Origin of the sequence: Bacillus sp. FSL R5-0560 (assembly GCF_037966305.1) — a bacterium.
Classification (GTDB): domain Bacteria; phylum Bacillota; class Bacilli; order Bacillales; family Bacillaceae; genus Bacillus; species Bacillus mojavensis.
The window spans coordinates 2,181,012-2,202,902 of record NZ_CP150195.1; the positions used below are offsets into that span (position 1 = coordinate 2,181,012).

The following is a 21,891-nucleotide window of genomic DNA, read 5'->3' on the forward strand; positions in this document are numbered from 1 at the left end:
CTGTGCGGAAGTTCGGGTTTTTTTCGTGTATGTCTCCTATTTAATATACAGGTAAAGATAAATCCAAATGGCATACAAACGCTTCCGGATCGATCACAGCTTTGTTTTTCATACCTTTATTTTTTTCGGGTGTCTCAAGCTGCGCGGAAGAATAATTGACGATCCCGAGGCCGATGTCTTCACCATGAGAATCAGTCAGGCGGACAACAGCGCCGCTTTAAAATTTTCCTTTAATCTCCCTTACACCATCTGGGTAAATACTCGATTGACCGTCAGCTATTTGGCCGGAACAGTCATCTGATAACACAATTTCACCTTCAGGTCCGGAATTAAAAGCGATCCACTGCTCTTTTTGATTCAATGGAAGCGTTCCCTCAGCTTCAAAATAGGTGCCTTCCGCCTCTCCATGAACAGCTTGATATAATATATCGGCGGCGTCTGCCTGGCCAAGAAATCCTTTAATGCCAGATGCCATCACAATTTTAAACGCATCCAATTTGGATCTCATGCCTCCGGTGCCGACTTCGCTGTCTGTATCGCCTGCGCACGCTTCAATTTCCGGTGTAATCTCACTGACCCGCTGCATCCTTTTCGCTTTTGGATTCTTTCGCGGATTGCCGTCATATAAACCATCGATATCCGATAAAATCACAAGCAGGTCCGCATCGATTAATCCGGCGACTTTCGCCGCGAGTGTATCATTATCGCCAAACTTAAGCCGATTGACGGTCACTGTGTCATTTTCGTTAATTATCGGGATAATACCGCGTTCAAGCAGTACATTCATTGTGTTCCGAACATTGTGATATCGGTATTCATCAGAAAAGTCACTTCTCGTAATTAAAATCTGGGAAGCCACGTAACCGTGCGCCAAAAACAGCTTTGAATAAGCCTCCATCAGCAATCCTTGACCGATTGAAGCAGACGCTTGTTTTTCAGGCAGATTTTCTGGTCGTTGAAGAAATCCGAGCTTGCGATATCCTGCAGCAACTGCGCCGGAAGAAACCAGGATCACTTCATATCCGGCGTCTTTTAGTTTGGCAACCTGGTCCACTAAAGCTTCCAGTTTCCGAATGCTGATTTCCCCATGAAGACTTGTTAATGAACTGCTGCCGATCTTCACGACAACTCTTTTCATTTCTGTTTCAGACGTCACTTTATCACTCCTGTTTTATAGCGGTGCCGCTGTTTTTTCAAGATCATCGCTAATTTCCTTTGAACGCTTAGCCGCATGTTTAATGGCTTGAGAAATCGCTTCTCCTCCGCCGCTCTTCTTCAAAGCCTGCAATCCGGCAGCAGTCGTTCCATTTGGCGAGGTGATATTGTCTCTCAGCACCTCAGGCTGTTCTCCTGTTTCCATCAGCATTTTTGCAGCACCTAAGAGTGTCTGTGCACCGATGCTTCGTGATAATTGTTTATCGAGTCCCGCTTCTTCGCCCGTCTTTTCGATGAATTCCATTAAGTAATAAAAATAAGCAGGGCCGCTGCCGGCAATTCCCGTGAAAATGTCCATTTGATTTTCCTGGATTGTATACACTTCACCCATACAGCCGAGCAAAGCCGCCGTCAGTTTTTCTAAATCATCTGTCACATGCCTGCCAAGCGCGATGGCAGTTGCAGAAGCGCCGATCATACTTGATGTGTTAGGCATTACTCGGACAACCGGCTGTTGATTATGCAATGATTGTTCAATATAAGAGGTGGTTATGCCGGCTAGCACCGACAAAATTAATTGATGGGGTTGGATACGTGTTTTTAATGATGACAGAGCGTGTTCAGCATCTTTTGGCTTCATCGCCAAAATGAGCACATCCATGTCTTCAATACATAAGTGATCCGGCGCCACGCCTTTGATTCCATATTGAAGTTCAAGCTCTGCTAATCGCTCCGTATTGCTGCGGTTTGTAACGCAGATGTTTTGTTTTGGGATTTTTTTGGCACGAACGATACCTGATATCATTCCTTCCGCCATAGATCCGGCTCCAATAAAAGCTACCTTTTTTTGATCAAAGATCGGTAACATCTCCTTTGTTCGCTTTTTTGTTCGTATTTTCACACGTTTAAAATGTTACCACGTGAGGAAATGATGTCAAGTTTGAAGGTCACTATTGATTTGTATTGTTTCAATTCGACAAATATGTATAATGAAAAACAGAAAACACCCGATACTCGTGGCTATACCGGGTTTTTTCTATGTTAAAAATTATCTGACAGTGCTTTTTCAATCAGTTTTTTACAGCGATCCAGCTCCACTTTCAGCTGTTTTTTATACAGCTTGGCTGCCTCATAATCTTTAAATTGATAGAGAACAACTTCTTGAAGCTTAGCCCCTTCTTTCTTTACTTTGATTTGTTTTAATATCCCATCATCAAGGAGCTCATGCAAAGACCGGTAAACCTCTGTATGGTTTGGTTTAAAACCAATCTCTTTAAATTCTGATCGAAGCACTTCCAGAAGCTTTAATCCGTAGAGTCTTTTCTGCTCAGTCATGGTAATCATATAAAGTTTCAAAAACGCACGCTGTTTGACCAAAAATCCAGTGGAACTTCTTTTTTCTTCTTTCATCGTCTGCACCCCTTCTCTGTAAACTGAGAATACTATGTACTAAATATTCAATTTTTCCTATTGTTCTCCTGCTTTCTATTAATGATCTGGTTAATCGAGTTATTTTGTGAGTGATGTTTATATGGCTAGAGAGAATAAAAGATAAAGTGAACATTTGGTACACAGTTTGTTTTGTTCATTATAACTTATTTTCACTATTATCTTCAATTTAAAACTATTGTCCGATTCACATTTTCTTCAATATATGTCCGTTGAATTGAAAAACAGCCTTTGATAACGTATGGATAAAGGAGATGATAAAATGACAAAGCAAGCAGCTCGTCCTGCCAAAGATGAACGTTACGCCAACTTAATCCCCATGAAAGAATTACAATTCGAAAAAGACCGTCTTTTCCCCTTCCCGATTTATGAGAAGCTTCGGAAATTGTCTCCTGTCCGCTATGACAAACAGCGTGATTGCTGGGATGTTTTTAAATATGATGACGTTCAATTCATCCTGAAAAATCCCAAACTTTTTTCATCTAAACGCGGCATACAGGCAGAAAGCATTTTAACAATGGACCCTCCGAAACATACCAAATTACGTGCACTCGTCAACAAATCATTTACTCCTAAGGCAGTGAAACAAATCGAAACCCGCATAAAAGACGTTACAGCATTCCTCTTACAGGAGGCGCGGCAAAAAGACACAATCGATATGATAGATGATATAGCAGGCCCCCTTCCTGTTATTATCATTGCTGAAATGCTTGGAGCACCGATTGAAGACCGGCACATCATCAAAACATACTCCGACGTACTCGTGTCCGGAGCGAAGGACAGTTCAGACAAAGCTGTTGATGACATGGTTCAAAAACGCCGGGACGGCCACGCATTCTTAAGCAACTATTTTAGAGACATTCTATTAAAACGACGAGCTCACCCAAAAGAAGATTTGATTACAATGCTTTTGCAGTCAGAGGTGGATGGAGAATATCTAACAGAAGAGCAGCTGCTCGGTTTTTGCATTCTTCTTCTTGTCGCGGGAAACGAAACGACTACTAACTTAATCGCGAATGCTGTTCGCTATATCACCGAAGACACAGCCATGCAACAACAGATAAGACAAAATACAGACTATGTCCCCAATGTAATAGAAGAAACGCTCCGCTATTATCCGCCTGTTCAAGCCATCGGACGAGTTGCAGCAGAAGATATAGCGCTTGGCGGAGCATTGATAAAGAAAGGATCTTCCGTTATCAGCTGGGTCGCGTCAGCCAATCGGGATGAAGCTAAATTTTCTGAACCTGATCGTTTTATCATTAACCGCTCCTCCTATCCCCATCTCAGCTTTGGGTTCGGAATTCACTTTTGCCTCGGGGCACCGTTGGCCAGACTCGAAGCAAACATCGCTCTTTCCTCCCTCCTGTCTATGTCAGCTTATATTGAAAAAGCTGATGATGAACAGAAACTTGAAGCGGTACCAAGTCCTTTCGTGTTTGGCGTTAAACATTTACCTGTGCGGATTGAATTCAAATAAAAAAGCCTGTCACAGACAGGCTTTCGTTTTACGGATTTGTAGACCACAATCCTGCAGATTTAATGAAAATACGCGGATCTAATTTCAATTGAGCCACCATATATTCAGCAAGATCCTCAGGCTGCATAACCTTTTCAGGATTACCGTCTGTCAGGTTCAGTTCAATCGACATATCACTTGCGACAGTGCTCGGCGTTAACGCGCTGACTCTGATATTATGCTTTCTCACTTCTTGCATGAGAGATTCCGTTAACCCAAGAACGGCAAATTTAGATGCGCTGTAAGCGCTTGTGACAGCTGCTCCTCTTTGGCCGGCTGTAGAAGAAATATTAATAATGTCACCAGCTTTGCGTTCAATCATTTCAGGAAGCACAGCACGAGTAACATGGTATACACCCATTAGGTTCACTTGAATGATATTTTCCCACTCATCAGCGGATAGATCTAAGAATCCGCCAAACTTGCTGATTCCGGCATTGTTAATAAGAATATCAATCTCGCCAAGCTCCTCTTTAATAGAAGCCACAGCTTGATCAACCTGTGCTGCATCCTTTACATCCGCAGCAGAAAACGCAGCTTTCACACCAAGTGCTTTTACTTCTTCTGCGACTTTCTCAACATTAGCGGCAGTGCGTCCGATTAAACCGATATTTACGCCTTCTTTTGCAAGCGCAAGAGCTGTAGCGCGTCCAATCCCTCTGCCTCCGCCTGTGATAAGAGCAGTTTTATTTTGTAAACTTTGCAATTGAAGCACCCTTTCTTTGTTTACATATGTACGATAACACATTATAAGCACATGAAAACCAATACGCAAATCATATGAACTGCGCAGATAACATTTCACCTGATTATAGTAGGCGAAATAGGGTATGACATTAGAAAAGGGGTGAACATATATATGGTTATCGTTTATATCAGTATTGCAGTAATAGCCATTTCAATCATTTACTTAGGGATAAATGTGATTCAAAACAAGAAAAAAATAGATCCCACCATGAAGGAACTCACTGCAGTTACGCAATCGATGCAAAAACAAGTTGAAGTGGTAAAAACGGAAGCACAGCAGCTGTCTCAAAAGCAAAAAATGATTCAATACGATGTTGAAATGAAAAAAACCGCGTTGCAGCAGACTGCTGCTGAAGTGAAAGAAGCGCCTCAAGCAGTTAAAGAGGTGTGGCATGCTGGACATTTGAATAGAGGTTAAATATGAATGATATCCCGTTGTTACGTTTAAAATGGACAATGGGATATCATTTTTAGGGAGGTTAAGCCATGATTGAAAACCGCAGCGGTTTGGCAACATTTGCAGAGAAACTACATACTCTTCCGGTATCAAGACCGCTTTCGAAAACAGATTTGTTTACTTCCCCATTTCGCATAAACCAAGAAAACGCGCTAGAAATGTATTATTCACCTCATAATGAATATATCAATCAAGCTGCTTCGATTGTGATTTCAGGCATAACGCCGGGTTTTTCACAAATGAAAACAGCTTATGAAACAGCCATCGAAAGCTTGCACAAAGGCCGTTCTCTAGAACAGATGGCTTTAGACACCAAAAAAGCTGCAGGACTTTCTGGAACTATGAGACATAACCTGATAACGATGCTGGATCAATGCGGACTGCCGCAGGTTTTAGGCATTCAAAGCGCCGCACAGCTTTTCGGCGACTTGCGCCATATGCTTCACACCACTTCTGTTATCAAATACCCTGTTTTCATTCAGCAGAAAAACTATACAGGACATAGTCCTGTTATCCCCCGCTCATCTATGCTAAGCACTTATGCATATAAGTATTTCCCCGCTGAACTTGAAAAGCTATCGGGCCCTGCTCTTCTTATCCCGCTAGGCAAAGCAGCCGAAACAGTCTGTGAAACACTGATCAGGCAAAACAGCAACTGGCAGCTGACCTGCCTTCATGGCTTCCCTCACCCATCGGGCGCGAACGGTCATCGAATGAAACAATTTAAGAAAAACAAAGAGGATTTAGAAAAACAAATTCGATCCTTTGTTTCATCAAATTCGCTTTCCATATAGAAAAGAGGAAATAAAAGGGATATGATAAACCTACATACATCATTAGGGAGGGATTTGGTGTTTCCTGTATTAGAAACCGACAGGCTTATTCTAAGAGAGATGACAGAGAAAGATGCGGAAGCCATTTTTTCTTGTTTTTCAAACCATGACGTCACTCGCTACTACGGACTTGATCCCTTTGAAAGTATAGATCAGGCAAATACAATGATTCACCAGTTTGCCGACAATTATCAAGAAAAACGAGGAATACGGTGGGGAATTGAAAGAAAAGACACCAAAGAACTCATCGGTACGATTGGATTTCATGCTTTGGCTCCCAAGCATAAACGTGCAGAAATCGGTTATGAAATCAGCCCGGCGAATTGGCGAAACGGCTATGCGTCAGAAGCCATTTTAGAAATTGTGTCTTACGGCTTTGGCATCCTTGGACTAACGCGAATCGGTGCAGTTGTTTTTAGGGACAATGAAGCGTCAAATCGTTTGCTGCTAAAAATGGGATTTGAAAAAGAAGGCGTATTAAGACAATATATGTACCAAAGCGGTGTGCCTTATGATACAAATGTTTATTCTATTATACAATCATGAAAAGCAAGAGAATGATAAGACATTCTCTTGCTGCTCTTCCCTATTCTCTCGTCTGCCTTTCCCTCTTCAAGGTTGCCTCCCAAAATATCATAGCCGAAAATACTTACAGCAACGGCAATCAAAAAGACTACATATCATCGCGGCATTGACGAAGACGAAGCCTTGTCATATATAAAAAAGGTTCGTAGCGCTCTATACATCTAGGGACATCCATTAATAAATCCCTTTTTTTGTCCTGCTACTTGAAATAAAGCCTCCAAAGACATAAAATAATGCCGACCAAAGAAAGATATAAAAAAGCTGAAATTTGAATTCCCGCACTGTCTGCCCCATTTCTATCCCATGGATTAAGGTCATGAATGCTTTTTGCGGCAAAATGGTACAGAGTACATCTAAGACGGGGAGATTAGGCGTAAAAGAAATAAAACAGCCTGACAATACAGACGTAACCACACTGATTCCGCTCGTCACCAAGCTTAAGTTTCGATCCATAACTGAAGACATAAAAATAGCGAATGACGCTGCAAGCACTACGAGAACAGCCAGCAGTTCAGCAAAAATGTCCAAGCGAAAGCCAATATCCACATGAAATAATAATGTTGTCATCACAATGGCCAGATAGGTTGGTATGTATAGACATAAAAATGTAAAGGTAAACTGAACAATCAGATATTTGTTCTCGTTTACAGGTGACACTAAAATCCGCCTGAAGGTTTTAAACATCCGATCTTCAGGATACAAAGCAGTGAGCGCGACACCTTGCATAAAAACAAGCATCAGGATAAATCCTAAAATATTTGTGCCTGTCCCCCTTTCAATCCTTATTTTATCCTCTCCTTTATAGCTGATCGGCATTTTCCCAGTCTCAAAAAGCTCCCGAATCATTTTTTCATCAGCTTTACTTTTCAAAGTGGTTACCTTATAGTCTTGATGATTTTTTTCTACAACTGCTGCATATTTTCCTAACACAAGATCAGAGAACCTCGGCTTTTGATGGATCATAACCACTCGAAAGGCAGGATCTTTGGGGAGATTTTTCATCTCATCCTGCTCCGTAACAAATGCAATGGTTTCTTTTAAGACCGGTTTACCGGAAAAAAGAATGGCTGCCCCAACCATCAGCGGAATGATGATCACTGCAATGATAATAATGGCTTTCTTGGCCAGTATTCGTTCCCACCTATTTCGGAATAGATTCAGCATACATATCCCTCAGGCTTAAAAACAACATGGGAAACGGCAATACAAACGACTGAAGCCAAGAGAAGAATGGATACCACAGGCAGCAAAATACTGAAATCATGATCATAAATGAGGCGAAATGAGCATTCCTCTACCCATTTAACCGGAGAAAATACGGAAATTTCATTTACGGTATCTCCAAATCTATGAATCCCGAAAAAAACGCCTCCTAAAAAAACAAAAAAAGCAACTGGAATTTGCATGATGCTATTCGCCCGTTCTTCATTTTTGAAAATGCAGCAAAACATGGTGCCGAAACAGCAGCCAAAGAACAAAAAGACATGCAGTAAAAGCAAGATATACGGAAGATCTTCACCGCCAAAGTTCAATTTAAAAATCGTTTGAGCCATCCATACATTCATGGTGTACAAAATCACACTGAATATGTAAGTTGATAGTAATTTTGAAAGATAAATACTTGTCTTTGAAACGGGGGCGTATACAAGGCGGATGTTTCCTCTCTTCACCTTTTCTTCCATAAATGTGTTGGACGCGGTCATCGCGATCAGAGCCGCTGAGAAAATCATCATATTCACCCCGTAATAATCGTAGGAACTGATACGGCCTGCCCCAAAGCTATTTTTTGTGACAAAGCCCATGATCAGAATAAGAATGAAAGGAAAAATCGTATTGGCTAAAATGAGAACCGGATTCCTTAAAATATTCCTAAAATCAAATGACATTACTTTCACTAAATTCATGATGCCTCTCCTAATCTCTTAAATTTCTTCCCGTCAGCTCTAAAAATACCGTTTCTAAGGATGCCTCTTGACTGCTCATATGCAGAATGCTACATCCTTGAACACTTAATTCTGCTATGATTTCACCTAGGGGATCTTGGTTCTTTCGGACTGTAACTTTCAATTCATTCTCTATAAAGAGCACTTTTATAACCCCTTCGATATCCTTTAGAATGTTTTTGTTTAATTTATCTGCATTCGCCAGCTGAAAAGAATAGGTCATTTCTTTATTTACTTTTTTGTATAATTCCTCTTTCGTCCCGTTAGCAATGATTTTTCCTTCATTCATAATCATAATCCGATCAGCAATAGCCTCGGCCTCTTCCATATAATGTGTTGAGTAAATGATGCTTGCTCCTTTTTCTTTCAGCACTTTAATAGACTCCAGAATGTGGTTTCTGGATTGAGGATCTATTCCAACAGTCGGTTCATCCATAATAATCAGTTTCGGCTGATGGGCAATAGCACAGGCAATGTTTAATCTTCTTTTCATCCCACCTGAAAAAGTCTTAGGCTTATCATCTTTACGATCATATAGCTGTACGAGCTCCAAAGCCTCCTTAACCCGGGCTTTCAGACCTTCTCCTTTAAGAGAGTATAGGCTGGCAAAAAAGCGAACATTTTTCTCAGCGGATATATCCTCATAGATGGCGATATCCTGAGGGACAATTCCAATACCCATCTTCATTTTTTTTGCGCCGTTTTTTACATTATGGCCCAATATCGTAACATTTCCGGAAGTGGCCGACAGTACTCCGGATATAATATGAATCGTTGTGCTTTTTCCTGCTCCGTTTGGGCCAAGAAGCCCAAGAACTTCACCCTCCTTTACTTCAAATGAAATGCCGTCTACCGCAGCTTTGTTCGTGTACTGCTTTTTCAAATTTTCAATTGATGCCACGCTGTTCATACGTATCTCCTTTTACATTCTCCGTTTTGCGAATTCCTGAAGAACTTTTATTTTCAGATCATCACGTTCTTGTTCAATTTCAAAGTCACGAGCGTCTTCTTCGAAACCATCCTGCTCTTCTCCGTCAAAACTGTATAGCTTTTTCAATAAATTCCACAGTGTCTCTAATTCTTCCGTCGAAAATCCTTGAAAAATATCTGCCATAAAGTACACAGCTTTTTCACCGCATTCCTCTAAAACGCGTTTTCCAGAATCGGTAATTTTCACATTAACCGCACGCTTGTCACGTTTACTTGGCACAGTAACGGCATATCCTCTTTTTTCAATACTGCTGACCAGCCTGTTTATGTTCTGTTTCGACGTACCTAATTTTTTGGCAATGTTGTTGAAAGTGGTTTCTTCTTCCGGTAAATGCAGTATGGAGACCATTGTCATAAATTGCCTAGTCGTTAAGCTTTCATAGTACTCATCACCTCGTGATTGAATTTTGTTTAAAACAGAAAAAAGTGTAGCGTAAGACTGCTGCATTAAAAATAAATCTTTTAGTTCCTTAGAAAAATCCATTATAACCCTCCTCAAAAAGACAATTAGTTGTCTTTATCATCATAGCACTTTTTGTCACTTTGTCAACATATTGTCTATTTTATTGCAAATCATACGACAATATCATATTGATCAATATGAAAAAGGTATATCATGGTTGGGTAACGTAAATTTGATAAGGAAAAAGCATTGGAATCCGCTTTTTTGAAGATTTAATTGAAGAGAAATACAGAAAACCATTAAATGCCGCGACATTACTACAATGGTTGAACGCGCGCCCTACAAAGATACATTTGAAGAAAATAGACATACAATCAGGAGAGTTAAGAAGCGATCGCTCAAACTATCATTCTTTATTGGGAGGACTGGTGATGATGAAGCCCCTTTCAGACCAAACATTCCGGAGCACTCTGTAACTGAAACCATTGCTGAAAAAAGCGCCCTATTCCAGGGGCGCTTTTCATCAGGATGCATATTGAGGGGAAGTTGCTTTCTGTCCTTCTTTTTCTTCAGGTATCTTAATACATTTCGTCATGACTGCACTTGCAAGATAAAGCACCGCAAAAATCCAGACAACGCCTTGTGCACCGACGAGTCCGATGAACATCCAAGCTAAAGCAGGTCCGACAAATGCCGATAAGCCGGCTGCCAGGTTCAAAACGGACATGGCGGCTCCTTTGTCTTTTCCGGCAACTGTCGGCACAATCGCACCAATCGGCACGTAGCCTGCCAGCAAACCGCCCCATACAAAGCCGATGATACTCACAACCGCTATATTCCCGCCTGAAAAAACAGGCGCATAGTATAATAAAACGGTGAAAATGCCGCAGCCGACACCGCCAAACCAAATGACGGTGTTTTTCCATCCGAATTTATCACCGACAATTCCAAAAATGAGGTTAAATACAATATTGCCCAGAAAAATCGTTCCCCAAATCTGCAGCCACACATGAGTTGAAATGCCATGCTGAGCCATGTGCATCGGCAAAAACACAGGAAAACCATATGTGCCGATGCTGTTGATGATTCTAATCACTCCTCCTGTCAGCACCTGCGGATTGGTAACGAGAATGGTAACGCCTTTTAAAAGCTCCTCCGCCGTTTCTGATCTTTTTCTTTTCTTCTTTTCAAATCGGTCTTTATTAACAAACAACGCGAAGACTGCGCCGAGGCATACCCAGAAAATAGAACTCCACAGCGTATTTAAATAACCAAACGTTTTAATGGCATAACTTGAATACCAAGCACCGAAAACAAACATGCCCAGACAATATGCAATCCAGAACCAGCCGACAGCTGTACTGAGCCTGTTCTGCGGTGTTCTGTAGATGACCCATGTCAAGAAGGAATAAGCAAATAGCGGGTATCCTAAGCCTTTAATAAAGTAAGTCACATACATGACAGGCAGATTTAGCTGTTCAAATCCGAAGACGATAAAAGCAGCTGTACCGATCACATAAAACAACAACCCCATAAACATCGTTCGCTTTGCCCCAAATGCTTCCAGACATACACCTGAAAACCATGAAGCAATGGCCAGTGAAATGCCGTATATACTGAAAATCGAAGCAGATTGCTGAACGGTGAGCCCATTTTCAATCAGAAAAGGACTGAGCCATCCTTGTTCAAGGCCGTCTCCCATCATAAACAGCACAACCCCTAAAAACCCCCAGGCCAGCCGCTTTGGTATACCAATTTGATCTAACATATCTGTATCCTCCTTAGATGCTTATCTCAATTACCGTATTACCTCAATAAAGTAAGAACATGTATAATTCCTCAAACGGCGGCAAATTCCGCCTTATGCTAATACCTTGTTTCCCGATGACGGCTCTAATCCTGAAAAGAAGCGCTGGACCTGCTTCCACTCCTCGTATAAAGCCATTTCTATCCGGCAATCCTGTGGCTCTATCACCCGAACACTTCCAGACATTTCTTCGGTCAAACGAAAGGCCTCATTGCAAACCACCGCAGCACCAACGACTGATGCCTGACTGTATCCTTCTTTGACATAGATTTTTTTCTGAAGAAGATTGGCGATATATTGTGTAAATGCTCTGCTTTGGAATCCGCCTCCGCATCCCCACACATAGTCACGATTAAACGGAGTGATCTCTGTTAAAATGTCAAAGTTCCATTTGATTGAACATGCAATCTCCTGTAATGCCGCACGTACAAAATGCGCTCTGCTTAAATGGGCTGAAAGCGGTACATCAAAGAGAAAGCCGCCCTTCGCTAGATTGTTTTTTTCTGCCGATAAATATGAACCGAGGGACGACACACAGGAATGATCTTCCTTAGCTATTGCAGTAATTTCTTGTTCCATCACATCGTACGGTTCATTCGGATAGAAAATATCCTTTAATTTTTGAAAATTCAGACCTGTTATCCCGGGATTCGTCTCTGCAAGCCACTGTCCTTGATCTGTGTGGCAGTTCAGCCAGGCTTTATGATGTCTGTCCTCATGAGTTTCATCAATCATTTTGGTAATCGGTGTTGTCGTACCTGATACAATGACTGCATCTCCCAGAGCAGCGCCAGTGCTTTTGACAGCAAGCTGTGTATCTCCCCCACCCGCTATAACCTTCACATGATGTGACAGTCCCAATTCTGACGCATACTCATCAGTTATCGATCCAATGACTGTTCCCGCTCTTAAAAGAGGCGGAAGAATAGATGGCGAGAAACCGAATATATTGCACATCTCTTCTGACCATGTATTTTGTTTTACATCAAACAGCAGCGTTTCCGTCGCCTGTGACGGTTCATATGTCAATACTCCGCTCAACTGATACGTCACCCAATCACTGATGCTTGTGAAGCTTGCAGTTTTTTCCCATAAGGAGGGCTGGCGGTGCTTTAAGCCATAAAGCTTGAGCGCTGAAAAAAGCGCAGTCGGCAGACGGCCTGTTCGGCTGTATACTTCTTCACGATTCGGTATATTTCCCTCCCACTCCCTGCCCCGATTGTCAATGTTCGGCAGACCGAGGAAAGACTCACCATTTTGATCAAACAGCACGATCCCCTGTCTTTGACTTGTTGAAGTGAGACCAATAATTTCAATATGATGAGAACGAGACATCGCACGTTTAGCCAGATTCATGATTTGATTCCACAGCGCCTGTGGAGAAAAATAGCGGCTGTCCGGATAAAGCGGCTCGGCCGTATATACAATGTCCTCCCGTTCAACCGTTTGAACGCTGCCCGACACACTTACGACTGCAACTCTTGCATTGCCAGTGCCAATGTCAAATACGAGATAACCTTTTTGTTTCGTCATCCTGATGCCCTCCTTTTCTTACACCTCTGCTGTAAGATCGTTTTTGTTATATAAAGTCGGAATATTGAGAGTTTTTTCATCCCTCCACTTTTTAAGCGCTTCGTTCAGAATGGTAACGTGATGATCCTCTACTTCAAATGTTGCTCCTGCTAAATGCGGTGTTGCCAGAACATTAGGCAATGAAATAAATTCATAATCCGATTCCTCTGGAGGCTCGTGATAAAAAACGTCTAATATTGCACCCCTGATTTTACTTTCTTTCAGTACAGATAAAAGATCCTCTCGGTTTACCACGACAGCTCGTGATGTATTCACGAAAATGGCGCTCTCTTTCATCAAGTCAAAATACGAACGATCAATGAGGCCAAGCGTATCATCTGTACGCGGCAGATGAACAGAAACGATATCACTGTCTGAAAAAACCTTCTCCAGAGATACTTTTTCATATAGCGGATGATCGTGGTGTACGTATGGATCGTAATACAAAACCTTGCAGTCAAATGCAGTCAACAGTTTTGCGATCCTTTGCCCAACCGCTCCGAATCCCACCATACCCACGGTTTTTCCTGTTATTTCATTACCTTTGAATTTGGCATACGCCTGCAAATAATCGCTGTTCCATTTTCCATCCTTTAGCCATTGATTTGAGGTATTTGTATGACGGAGAAATGATATTACATTTCCGATAAACATTTCAGCAACAGCTTGTGCGTTTCGCCCAGGCGTATAGAAAACCGGAATAGCTCTGTTTGACGCTGCTGTCACATCAACATTGGAAGGCATCCCCCTGCATACGCCCACGAATGAAAGTGCCGGCATTGATGCAAACACGTTTTCTGTCACTTGATCAAGCTCAGTAATCAACCCCGTCGCATTTGACTCTTGTAATAGCTGAATCAATTCTTCTTCTCTATATGCCCGGCCGTTTTCTTTCCAAGACTGATAAACAACGGAACCGAACAATTTTTCAAGCTCTTTTCGTCCTTCTTCGTTATACGGTGCTGTAATCAAAACCGTCATGATGCAAAACATCCTTTTCATCGTTATTTTTCACAAAAAAAATCTCTCTCCAAAGATGGAAAGAGATTCATGTATAGGCGCACTCTGCCACAGACAGAAGCCGGTATAAACCTTACTTTCCTATCTTTCAAGCTGACGCTTGCTGGAATTGGCACAATAATGTTGCCGAGGTTTCATAGGGCCAGTCCCTCCACCTCTCTTGATAGAAAATGTTTTGTATGTAATTTTCAGAATTAAGAATACGTTAATCATAAAGAAGACCCAGATTGATGTCAATGTCTTTTTTTCAGAATTGACGTTATCATTCGAAATGTTATAATTCTTACAATATATCTAACTAGGGAGAGGAACTGGGCTATGAAATCGTTTGCCACTCAACAAAACGGCATTTTTAAATCCGTTTGCTCACTGGACTGCCCGGACCAGTGCGGATTACTGGTACATAAAAAAGACGGGAAAATTGTGAAAGTGCAGGGTGATCCTGATCATCCCGTGACAGCCGGAAATATATGCAACAAAGTACGAAATATGGCTGAGCGCATCTATGATGAGAAGCGGCTGACGACTCCGCTGAAACGGATAGGTATGAAGGGCGAGGCAGAGTTTAAACCAATTTCTTGGGAAGAAGCGATTGACACCATCACATCTCGCTGGAAACAGCTGATTGCTGAAGAAGGAGCTGAAAGCATATTGCCTTACAGCTTTTACGGCAATATGGGAAAATTAACGGCTGAAGGAATGGACCGCCGCTTCTTTTACCGTCTGGGCTCAAGCCAGCTTGAGCGGACGATTTGCAGCAAAGCCGGTTCAGAAGGCTATAAATATACCATGGGTGTGAGTGCTGGAATCGATCCTGAAGAAACGATTCATACAAAACTGTTTATCTTTTGGGGAATTAACGCAGTCAGCACAAACATGCATCAAATTACAATCGCACAAAAAGCACGGAAAAAAGGCGCAAAAATTGTTGTAATTGATGTGCATAAAAATCAGACAGGACGACTCGCAGATTGGTTTATTCCTATAAAACCCGGTACCGACAGCGCGCTTGCCCTTGGAATCATGCACATATTATTTAAAGAAAACCTTCACGATGAAGCGTTTCTATCAGAATATACAGTCGGCTATGAAGAATTGCGCGAGCATGTGAAACAGTATCATCCAGAAAAGGTATCGCTGATCACTGGTGTCAGTACCGACGATATCTATCAGCTGGCAAAAATGTATGGTGAAACCTCCCCTTCCTTTATCAGAATCGGAAACGGCCTTCAGCATCACGACAACGGTGGGATGATTGTTAGAACGATTGCCTGTCTTCCGGCGATTACCGGTCAATGGATGCATACAGGAGGCGGCGCTATCAAGCATAATAGCGGAATTTTAGAATATAACACCAACGCGCTTCAGCGTCCTGATTTACTGAAAGGCCGCACACCGAGATCGTTTAATATGAACCAGCTGGGCAGAGTCCTTCTGGAAACAGCCCCTCCTGTTCGCTCCCTCTTTATTTATGGGACGAACCCAGCCGTTGTGGCGCCAGAAGCGAACAAAGTCAGACAAGGCCTCCTGCGGGATGACTTGTTCACCGTGGTTCATGATTTGTTTTTGACAGAAACAGCCAAATATGCGGACATTGTACTGCCTGCTACATCTGCTTTTGAAAATACTGATTTTTACACCTCATACTGGCACCATTACATTCAGCTTCAGCAGCCGGTGATTGAGAAATACGGAGAAAGTAAGTCTAATACCGAGGTATTCCGGTTATTGGCTGAGGCAATGGGATTTACGGATCAGGAGCTGAAAGATTCAGATGAAGACTTAATCCGCCAGGCGCTTCACCATCCAGATAATCCTTATTTGGCAGAGATTCGTTATGAATCACTCACTGAACGTTCGTTTATGAAGGCGAAGCGTGAAAAGCCGCTGTTCCCGGGTAAATTGCCGACACCGAGCGGAAAAATAGAATTATATTCAGAAAAAATGAAACAAGCCGGTTTCCCGCCGTTACCGACACATACGCCGCTTGCGCCGGATCAAGAATTCCCGTTTATGTATGTTCCGGGGCCGAATCATAATTTCTTAAATTCAACGTTTTCCAACAATGCAAAGCACGTCAAACTTGAAAAAACACCGAAACTCTTTATCAACACGATAGATGCCGAAGAACACGGCATCACTGATGGTGAAGCTGTACGGATTTGGAACAGCCGAGGTGAGTGTGAACTAACCGCCGCAGTCGGAGAACAAGTGCTGCCCGGTGTTGTCGTCAGCCAAGGATTATGGGCAGATGAACCAGGCAAAAATCAGCTTGTTAACGCCCTGACCCCAGACCGCTTGTCTGATATGGGCGGAGGCGCCACTTTTTTCTCAGGCCGAGTGCAGATTGAGAAAGCATAGAAACCGTCCAGAGCTTGCTCTGGCGGTTTTTTGTGTACACAATCAAAAAAATGAAACCAATGATATGGATTGATCGTATAACATGACGATTACATAATGGAGGCAGACACATGGACGTTTTTTTAGGAATCGGTATTGCATTGGCTGGATATTTTATCGGAGAAGGATTAAAGCATATTAACAACCCAAAAGCTAACGGAAAAAATGACATCATGCTGATTAAAGAACGAGATATTCACTTTTACATCGGGCATTTTTTAGGCATAACCCAAGCGGAGGCGAAACACTTAGCGAAGGATCTCACAGACCTCCCTCATATTGAAATAAACGGAAAAAGATATGTGCAAAAACATATCTTAAAAGAATGGCTATTAACATTAGGAGAGGAACACCAAGCGAAAGATTAATACGAGTTTTACAGGAGAGCGGTTCTTTCAGGCACCGCTCTTCCCCATTCAGCTGTCTTCCAGCCAGTAATAATTCTCAGCAGTATAGATTGGCCACCACCAAAACTTCGCTCCTCGGGAAAGGATAACCGGTCAAACCACAATTCAAATTCATGCACAACTTGATTGATTCTTCGTATGACTCAATACAGAAAGGGCTTTATTATTGTACAGGTAACAACGATTAGTCCAATAAAACGAACTATGATGTTCAGTTTCCATAAAAATAAAAAGCAGGATCGGTAACCTGCTTTTTATGATTTATTTTCAGATTTTTCTTATAACCTGTTTTATTCAGGAAACTGCACATGCCCAGGAACTGTGTATGACTTAGATGTTCCGTTTTCAGGAAGCTTTGGAATCGTGTCTTTTACAACTTTTCCGCGAATGTCAGTGATTCTGACTTTAAGAGAGCCCGTTCCTAAATTGGTGCTGAGGAAATGATTATAGTCCGTTTTCTCCATGTTGATCCACTTTCCGTCTTTGTAGTATTCCATTTTCATAACGGGATACTTGTGATTTCTGACTTGAATTGCTGCCCACCACTGGCTGCTGCCTTCTTTAATCCGGTATGTGAAATTGCCAGTGATTGGCGCTTTGACCACACGCCATTTGATTTTAATTTTTCCATCTTTCATAGCACCGATTTTGCTGAATGCATTTGGTGAAAGATCAAGGGCTCCTGGGGCGCCCTCAGGGTATAGATCGGTAACATAGACGACCGTCTTCCCCTTTGGCCCTTCCACTTCAAGATAAGAGCCGGCAAGAGCAGCTTTCACACCGCCGTAATTAAGGTCCTTTGGGTTAATTGCCGTAATCTCCATGTCGGATGGGATTGGGTCAAGAAGGAAAGCCCCTCCTGAATAGCCTGATCCGGTATAGGTTGCATAGCCTTCGTGCAAGTCGTTATAGGCTGCTGAAGCTTGCGGGCAAAAGCAAAGGATCATCAGCATAACTACGCTAATTACAGCACTCATCTTCTTTTTCATAGACATCCTCCTAATCCAAGCTTTAAATGAGAATCATTATCATTGTAATACTCATCAATGTGGATTAAAAGAGGACATAGATTCATAGATTGATTTATGTCTAATTCACTATTGTATATATATCAAAGGGTGCACTTTATATGACAATGCAATCCTTATGTTCTGATGCACATATGAACCAAAATTCTTATTTCATTCATAATGTCTAAGCTCAAAAAATTCCCATCCCCGCTTCAAATCACAAGCGGGAAATTTTCACTTTACTTTTTGCAACTTGGTCAGAGCAGTAAGTATAATACCTAAAATGAGCACAATTGGAACCCAAATAATGATGTAATGAAAATGCGGCTCTGCAAAAGCTACAATAATAGCCCCGACACAATATAATATGATGGCCAACGCCCTTAACACAGCATCTCTTAAGAATGTTTTATTCTGTTTGGAGAAAAACAACCGGCCGGAAAGATCCTCTAAAAGAGAAGCCAATGTTCCGGTTAAAACAGTTGAAGAAATGCCTGCAATCCCCAGTCGTTTAGCTGCTATTGTTTGTATCCCCATGGCAATACTCAAAAGGATAATAAGGATGTACACGGGAACCAAAGCAGAAGATATTGAAAGACAAGCAAAAACAAATAAAATGAATGCCTCAATTGCCAGCGCTTTTGTTACAGGGGATGGCCAAAATGTTTTCTCTGCCTTTCCAACAATGATCGTGGAAACAATTACTCCCACGATAAAACCGATTAGCGCAGTTAAAGAATGAAAAACAGTGATTTGAAGAGATTTTCCGATCGCTAATCCCAATAAAACGATATTTCCCGTCATATTAGCCGTGAAGACGTGTCCTAGGCTTAAATAACCGATCACATCCACGATTCCCGCTGTTAAACAAAGAAGAGAAAGCAAAGTGTTTCGATATGCTGCAGCAGTCAATGATGTATCAATCCTTTCGTGTTGTTCCAATTGTAATTCTTTTATTTACATCAAGAAAACATATAAAATCCCGGTTTTGTTCAGGAATATAGACTCTATTCTTCCTTTTATCCAACTGTAATAATAATCCATATGCAATTTATTTAAATTTGAAAGGAAGCTGAGTGGCTTTGAAACGATTTTCTTTATTATTTGCCATTTTAAGTTTATTATTGCTTCTCTTGCCTGAAAAAGCTTTAGGCGCCGTCGATTTTCCAAATACTTCGACGAATGGCATCTTAGGCTTTGCCGGAAATGCAAAAAATGAAAAAGGAGTCTCTAAAGCGAGCACAACCGGCGGAAAAAACGGTCAGATCGTCTATATCCAAAGTCTAAGTGATTTAAAAACCCATCTGAGCGGGTCAACACCTAAAATTTTAGTGCTTCAAAATGATCTAACCGCTTCCTCAAAAACAACGGTAACCATTGGTTCAAATAAAACACTGGTCGGTTCTTACGCTAAGAAAACGCTGAAAAATATTTATTTAACAACATCATCTTCATCCGGAAACGTCATCTTTCAAAATCTGACCTTTGAACACAGCCCGCAGATTAACGGAAATAACGATATTCAGCTTTATCTAGATTCAGGCTTCAACTATTGGATCGACCATGTGACATTTTCAGGACACAGCTATAGTGCTGGCGGAAGTGACCTGGACAAGCTGTTGTATATCGGTAAATCAGCTGATTATATCACCATCAGCAACTCAAAATTCGCAAATCATAAGTACGGTTTAATTTTAGGATATCCTGATGATTCCCAGCACCAATATGACGGCTATCCGCACATGACCATTGCCAACAACTATTTTGAGAATTTGTATGTAAGAGGCCCTGGGCTGATGAGGTATGGCTACTTTCATGTCAAAAACAATTACAGCAACAATTTTAACCAAGCGATTACCATCGCGACAAAGGCAAAAATATACTCTGAATACAATTATTTTGGAAAAGGCAGCGAAAAAGGAGGAATCCTTGATGACAAGGGCACCGGATACTTTAAGGATACAGGAAGCTATCCGTCCTTAAACAGGCAATCCTCTCCGTTGACAACATGGAATCCAGGCTCCAATTACAGTTACCGGGTTCAAACTCCGCAGTACACAAAAGAATTTGTCACAAAATATGCCGGATCACAAAGTACAACACTGGTTTTTGGCTATTGACACAAAGAGGGGCTTGCGTAAAATGTCAAGCCCCTCTTTTATGGCTATGTATTGTGTGTCTTGCTTGTGTCTAAAACTCACACATGCGCCATAATGTTGCTTGTTTCCTGAACAAGTTAAACATGCTCTCACGTACCAAATATTTTTTCACCAAAATGTCCATTCAATTTTCTTACATGAATACATGGACCTCTCAATTGCTTTTCTCATTATACAACAAGAGTCATTATTGATTCATCTCGAACAAAAAGAATCCATCTCCAAAATGGATTCTTTTATAATTCTATCATCTATAAACCAGGCCGCCATCAGTTAAAATAGCTTGACCGGTAATGTAATCTGCATCATCTGAAGCTAGAAATGAGACTAAATTGGCCACATCTTCAGGTGTTTGATATCTTTTGAGAGCAATGTCTGAAGAGAATTTTTCAAATGCTTCTCCTGGTTTGAAATCATCGCTATGTTTAACCATTTCTTCATCAATGCGATCCCACATTTTTGTTTTTGCAACACCAGGACAATATGCGTTTACTGTTATTTTATATGTGGCTAACTCTTTAGCAGCTGAATGAGTAAAAGATTTCACAGCATGCTTCGTCGCGGAATATGTTCCTAGCATTTCAAATGATTCGTGCCCTGCTATACTGCATGCGTTAATGATTTTGCCTTTTGTTTCTTGCTTAATGAATTGGTCGGCAGCTGCTTGAGTGCCAAACACAACGCCATTGACATTAACCTTGAACAATTGATTCAGTTGGTCTTCTGTTATTTCTAAAAATGGAGAAACTGCCTCAATGCCAGCATTGTTTACAAACACATCCAAACGACCAAAGGTATCTGCCGCTGCTTTAACTAAATTGAATTGGTCTTCACGCTTGGATACATCCCCTTTTATTCCGATAACATGAAAGCCATTTTCTTTGAAGTCTGAAACAGTTGCATGCAGCAGTTCCTCGTTAATGTCATGCAGAACGACACTAAAACCATCCTTGCACAACCTCTCTGCTATCCCTCTCCCTAAACCGCCTGCGGAACCAGTAACTATTGCTACCTTGGTCATAAAAATTCCCCTTTCGAAATGAGGTTTAGTGACGATATATTTATTTTAACAAATCAGTGTTTTTCCACATCGCTAAACTGCTGTTTCAAAAGAAAGCTTGTATTATATAGTTAATTCAAGTTGAAATCACTACAGGATTGATCCATAATACAGATTTATCTATATGACGTGTGTAAACATGACAACACCATTGGTAACGATATGTACACCGAGCTCTTATCCGTTTTCTTTAGTCATCATGCGCTGTACTACATTGTATTAGGAATACATTAAAGCGGTTCCCAAGAGCTATTATGTCATCGTTATGGTCATACTTCTCAATGTAGTTTCTCTTGCTTAACATACATACCATTGAATTTCGTATGGTGTAATGCCATTTTGGTCTTGATTCCAAAGAATGCGTGATGAAGTCGT

General features: G+C 41.4%; 20 protein-coding genes, 1 pseudogene and 1 riboswitch. Of the genes and pseudogenes, 7 read left to right on the top strand and 14 right to left on the bottom strand.

Features of this window, described 5'->3' with window-relative positions; translation table 11 throughout:
- Positions 1-40: 40 nt before the first annotated feature.
- The 3 genes and pseudogenes from proB to rtp form a co-directional block, all read right to left on the bottom strand.
- Positions 41-1,156 (bottom strand): annotated as a pseudogene (proB, locus tag NST56_RS11385) (glutamate 5-kinase).
- Between the two features lie 15 nt (positions 1,157-1,171).
- Entirely contained in the window at positions 1,172-2,050 is an 879-nt protein-coding gene (gene proC, locus NST56_RS11390) for a pyrroline-5-carboxylate reductase (RefSeq protein ID WP_168749441.1), read from the bottom strand.
- 146 nt (positions 2,051-2,196) lie between these two features.
- Entirely contained in the window at positions 2,197-2,565 is a 369-nt protein-coding gene (gene rtp / locus NST56_RS11395; protein WP_010334473.1) for a replication termination protein, read from the bottom strand.
- A 301-nt stretch (positions 2,566-2,866) separates the two neighbouring features.
- On the opposite strand from rtp, the gene NST56_RS11400 reads away from it, so the two are divergent.
- Positions 2,867-4,084, top strand: coding sequence for a cytochrome P450 (locus NST56_RS11400; protein WP_268505129.1), 1,218 nt, complete (start codon positions 2,867-2,869; stop codon positions 4,082-4,084).
- 28 nt (positions 4,085-4,112) lie between these two features.
- On the opposite strand, the gene NST56_RS11405 is transcribed toward NST56_RS11400, so the two are convergent.
- Positions 4,113-4,829, bottom strand: a complete 717-nt coding sequence (locus tag NST56_RS11405; protein ID WP_268505128.1) for a 3-ketoacyl-ACP reductase — start codon at positions 4,827-4,829, stop codon at positions 4,113-4,115.
- A 153-nt stretch (positions 4,830-4,982) separates the two neighbouring features.
- On the opposite strand from NST56_RS11405, the gene NST56_RS11410 reads away from it, so the two are divergent.
- From NST56_RS11410 to NST56_RS11420, 3 genes are all read left to right on the top strand, one after another.
- Complete coding sequence (locus NST56_RS11410; protein ID WP_268449362.1) at positions 4,983-5,288, top strand: DUF948 domain-containing protein; 306 nt, start codon at positions 4,983-4,985, stop codon at positions 5,286-5,288.
- Between the two features lie 68 nt (positions 5,289-5,356).
- Positions 5,357-6,121: a hypothetical protein gene (locus NST56_RS11415; protein ID WP_268505127.1), complete on the top strand. Its 765-nt coding sequence runs from the start codon at positions 5,357-5,359 to the stop codon at positions 6,119-6,121.
- 57 nt (positions 6,122-6,178) lie between these two features.
- Positions 6,179-6,706: a GNAT family protein gene (locus NST56_RS11420; protein ID WP_339176771.1), complete on the top strand. Its 528-nt coding sequence runs from the start codon at positions 6,179-6,181 to the stop codon at positions 6,704-6,706.
- Positions 6,707-6,919: 213 nt separating this feature from the next.
- On the opposite strand, the gene NST56_RS11425 is transcribed toward NST56_RS11420, so the two are convergent.
- From NST56_RS11425 to NST56_RS11455, 7 genes are all read right to left on the bottom strand, one after another.
- Positions 6,920-7,909, bottom strand: coding sequence for an ABC transporter permease (locus NST56_RS11425; protein WP_339176772.1), 990 nt, complete (start codon positions 7,907-7,909; stop codon positions 6,920-6,922).
- Positions 7,903-8,649, bottom strand: a complete 747-nt coding sequence (locus NST56_RS11430; protein ID WP_168747995.1) for an ABC transporter permease — start codon at positions 8,647-8,649, stop codon at positions 7,903-7,905. Before NST56_RS11430 ends, NST56_RS11425 begins: the two co-directional genes overlap by 7 nt.
- Positions 8,650-8,659: 10 nt before the next feature.
- Positions 8,660-9,598 carry an ABC transporter ATP-binding protein gene (locus tag NST56_RS11435; protein ID WP_339176773.1) on the bottom strand — a complete coding sequence of 313 codons (939 nt, stop codon included), beginning with the start codon at positions 9,596-9,598 and terminating at the stop codon, positions 8,660-8,662.
- Positions 9,599-9,610: 12 nt separating this feature from the next.
- Complete coding sequence (locus NST56_RS11440) at positions 9,611-10,162, bottom strand: MarR family transcriptional regulator (RefSeq protein ID WP_010334482.1); 552 nt, start codon at positions 10,160-10,162, stop codon at positions 9,611-9,613.
- 442 nt (positions 10,163-10,604) lie between these two features.
- Positions 10,605-11,849 (bottom strand): MFS transporter, encoded by a 1,245-nt coding sequence (locus NST56_RS11445; protein ID WP_286058461.1) that lies wholly within the window; start codon positions 11,847-11,849, stop codon positions 10,605-10,607.
- A 93-nt stretch (positions 11,850-11,942) separates the two neighbouring features.
- Positions 11,943-13,421: an FGGY family carbohydrate kinase gene (locus NST56_RS11450; protein WP_339176776.1), complete on the bottom strand. Its 1,479-nt coding sequence runs from the start codon at positions 13,419-13,421 to the stop codon at positions 11,943-11,945.
- Positions 13,422-13,439: 18 nt separating this feature from the next.
- Positions 13,440-14,462 carry a 2-hydroxyacid dehydrogenase gene (locus NST56_RS11455; protein WP_339176777.1) on the bottom strand — a complete coding sequence of 341 codons (1,023 nt, stop codon included), beginning with the start codon at positions 14,460-14,462 and terminating at the stop codon, positions 13,440-13,442.
- 96 nt (positions 14,463-14,558) lie between these two features.
- A riboswitch (SAM riboswitch) is annotated at positions 14,559-14,650 on the bottom strand.
- A 148-nt stretch (positions 14,651-14,798) separates the two neighbouring features.
- Here NST56_RS11455 and NST56_RS11460 point away from each other — a divergent pair.
- Together NST56_RS11460 and NST56_RS11465 are read left to right on the top strand one after the other, a co-directional pair.
- The gene (locus NST56_RS11460) at positions 14,799-16,841 is read left to right on the top strand and encodes a molybdopterin oxidoreductase family protein (protein WP_339176778.1); all 2,043 of its coding nucleotides are present in this window, start codon (positions 14,799-14,801) and stop codon (positions 16,839-16,841) included.
- Between the two features lie 110 nt (positions 16,842-16,951).
- Complete coding sequence (locus NST56_RS11465; protein ID WP_339176779.1) at positions 16,952-17,248, top strand: hypothetical protein; 297 nt, start codon at positions 16,952-16,954, stop codon at positions 17,246-17,248.
- Positions 17,249-17,577: 329 nt separating this feature from the next.
- Here the strand turns inward: NST56_RS11465 and NST56_RS11470 are convergent, their stop codons facing one another.
- Complete coding sequence (locus NST56_RS11470) at positions 17,578-18,276, bottom strand: expansin EXLX1 family cellulose-binding protein (protein ID WP_229147329.1); 699 nt, start codon at positions 18,274-18,276, stop codon at positions 17,578-17,580.
- 255 nt (positions 18,277-18,531) lie between these two features.
- Positions 18,532-19,209, bottom strand: coding sequence for a YoaK family protein (locus NST56_RS11475; protein ID WP_268449713.1), 678 nt, complete (start codon positions 19,207-19,209; stop codon positions 18,532-18,534).
- A gap of 170 nt (positions 19,210-19,379) precedes the next feature.
- On the opposite strand from NST56_RS11475, the gene NST56_RS11480 reads away from it, so the two are divergent.
- Complete coding sequence (locus NST56_RS11480) at positions 19,380-20,417, top strand: pectate lyase (protein ID WP_339176781.1); 1,038 nt, start codon at positions 19,380-19,382, stop codon at positions 20,415-20,417.
- Positions 20,418-20,703: 286 nt separating this feature from the next.
- Here NST56_RS11480 and NST56_RS11485 read toward each other — a convergent pair whose 3' ends face one another.
- Positions 20,704-21,477: an acetoin reductase gene (locus NST56_RS11485; protein ID WP_268449671.1), complete on the bottom strand. Its 774-nt coding sequence runs from the start codon at positions 21,475-21,477 to the stop codon at positions 20,704-20,706.
- Positions 21,478-21,891 lie beyond the last annotated feature (414 nt).

Bases quoted from the DNA above. Each gene is read 5' to 3' on its own strand.
- rtp (WP_010334473.1), bottom strand. From the start codon at position 2,565: ATGAAAGAAGAAAAAAGAAGTTCCACTGGATTTTTGGTCAAACAGCGT.
- NST56_RS11400 (WP_268505129.1), top strand. From the start codon at position 2,867: ATGACAAAGCAAGCAGCTCGTCCTGCCAAAGATGAACGTTACGCCAAC.
- NST56_RS11410 (WP_268449362.1), top strand. From the start codon at position 4,983: ATGGTTATCGTTTATATCAGTATTGCAGTAATAGCCATTTCAATCATT.
- NST56_RS11415 (WP_268505127.1), top strand. From the start codon at position 5,357: ATGATTGAAAACCGCAGCGGTTTGGCAACATTTGCAGAGAAACTACAT.
- NST56_RS11425 (WP_339176772.1), bottom strand. From the start codon at position 7,909: ATGCTGAATCTATTCCGAAATAGGTGGGAACGAATACTGGCCAAGAAA.
- NST56_RS11430 (WP_168747995.1), bottom strand. From the start codon at position 8,649: ATGAATTTAGTGAAAGTAATGTCATTTGATTTTAGGAATATTTTAAGG.
- NST56_RS11435 (WP_339176773.1), bottom strand. From the start codon at position 9,598: ATGAACAGCGTGGCATCAATTGAAAATTTGAAAAAGCAGTACACGAAC.
- NST56_RS11440 (WP_010334482.1), bottom strand. From the start codon at position 10,162: ATGGATTTTTCTAAGGAACTAAAAGATTTATTTTTAATGCAGCAGTCT.
- NST56_RS11445 (WP_286058461.1), bottom strand. From the start codon at position 11,849: ATGTTAGATCAAATTGGTATACCAAAGCGGCTGGCCTGGGGGTTTTTA.
- NST56_RS11450 (WP_339176776.1), bottom strand. From the start codon at position 13,421: ATGACGAAACAAAAAGGTTATCTCGTATTTGACATTGGCACTGGCAAT.
- NST56_RS11455 (WP_339176777.1), bottom strand. From the start codon at position 14,462: ATGAAAAGGATGTTTTGCATCATGACGGTTTTGATTACAGCACCGTAT.
- NST56_RS11460 (WP_339176778.1), top strand. From the start codon at position 14,799: ATGAAATCGTTTGCCACTCAACAAAACGGCATTTTTAAATCCGTTTGC.
- NST56_RS11465 (WP_339176779.1), top strand. From the start codon at position 16,952: ATGGACGTTTTTTTAGGAATCGGTATTGCATTGGCTGGATATTTTATC.
- NST56_RS11470 (WP_229147329.1), bottom strand. From the start codon at position 18,276: ATGAAAAAGAAGATGAGTGCTGTAATTAGCGTAGTTATGCTGATGATC.
- NST56_RS11485 (WP_268449671.1), bottom strand. From the start codon at position 21,477: ATGACCAAGGTAGCAATAGTTACTGGTTCCGCAGGCGGTTTAGGGAGA.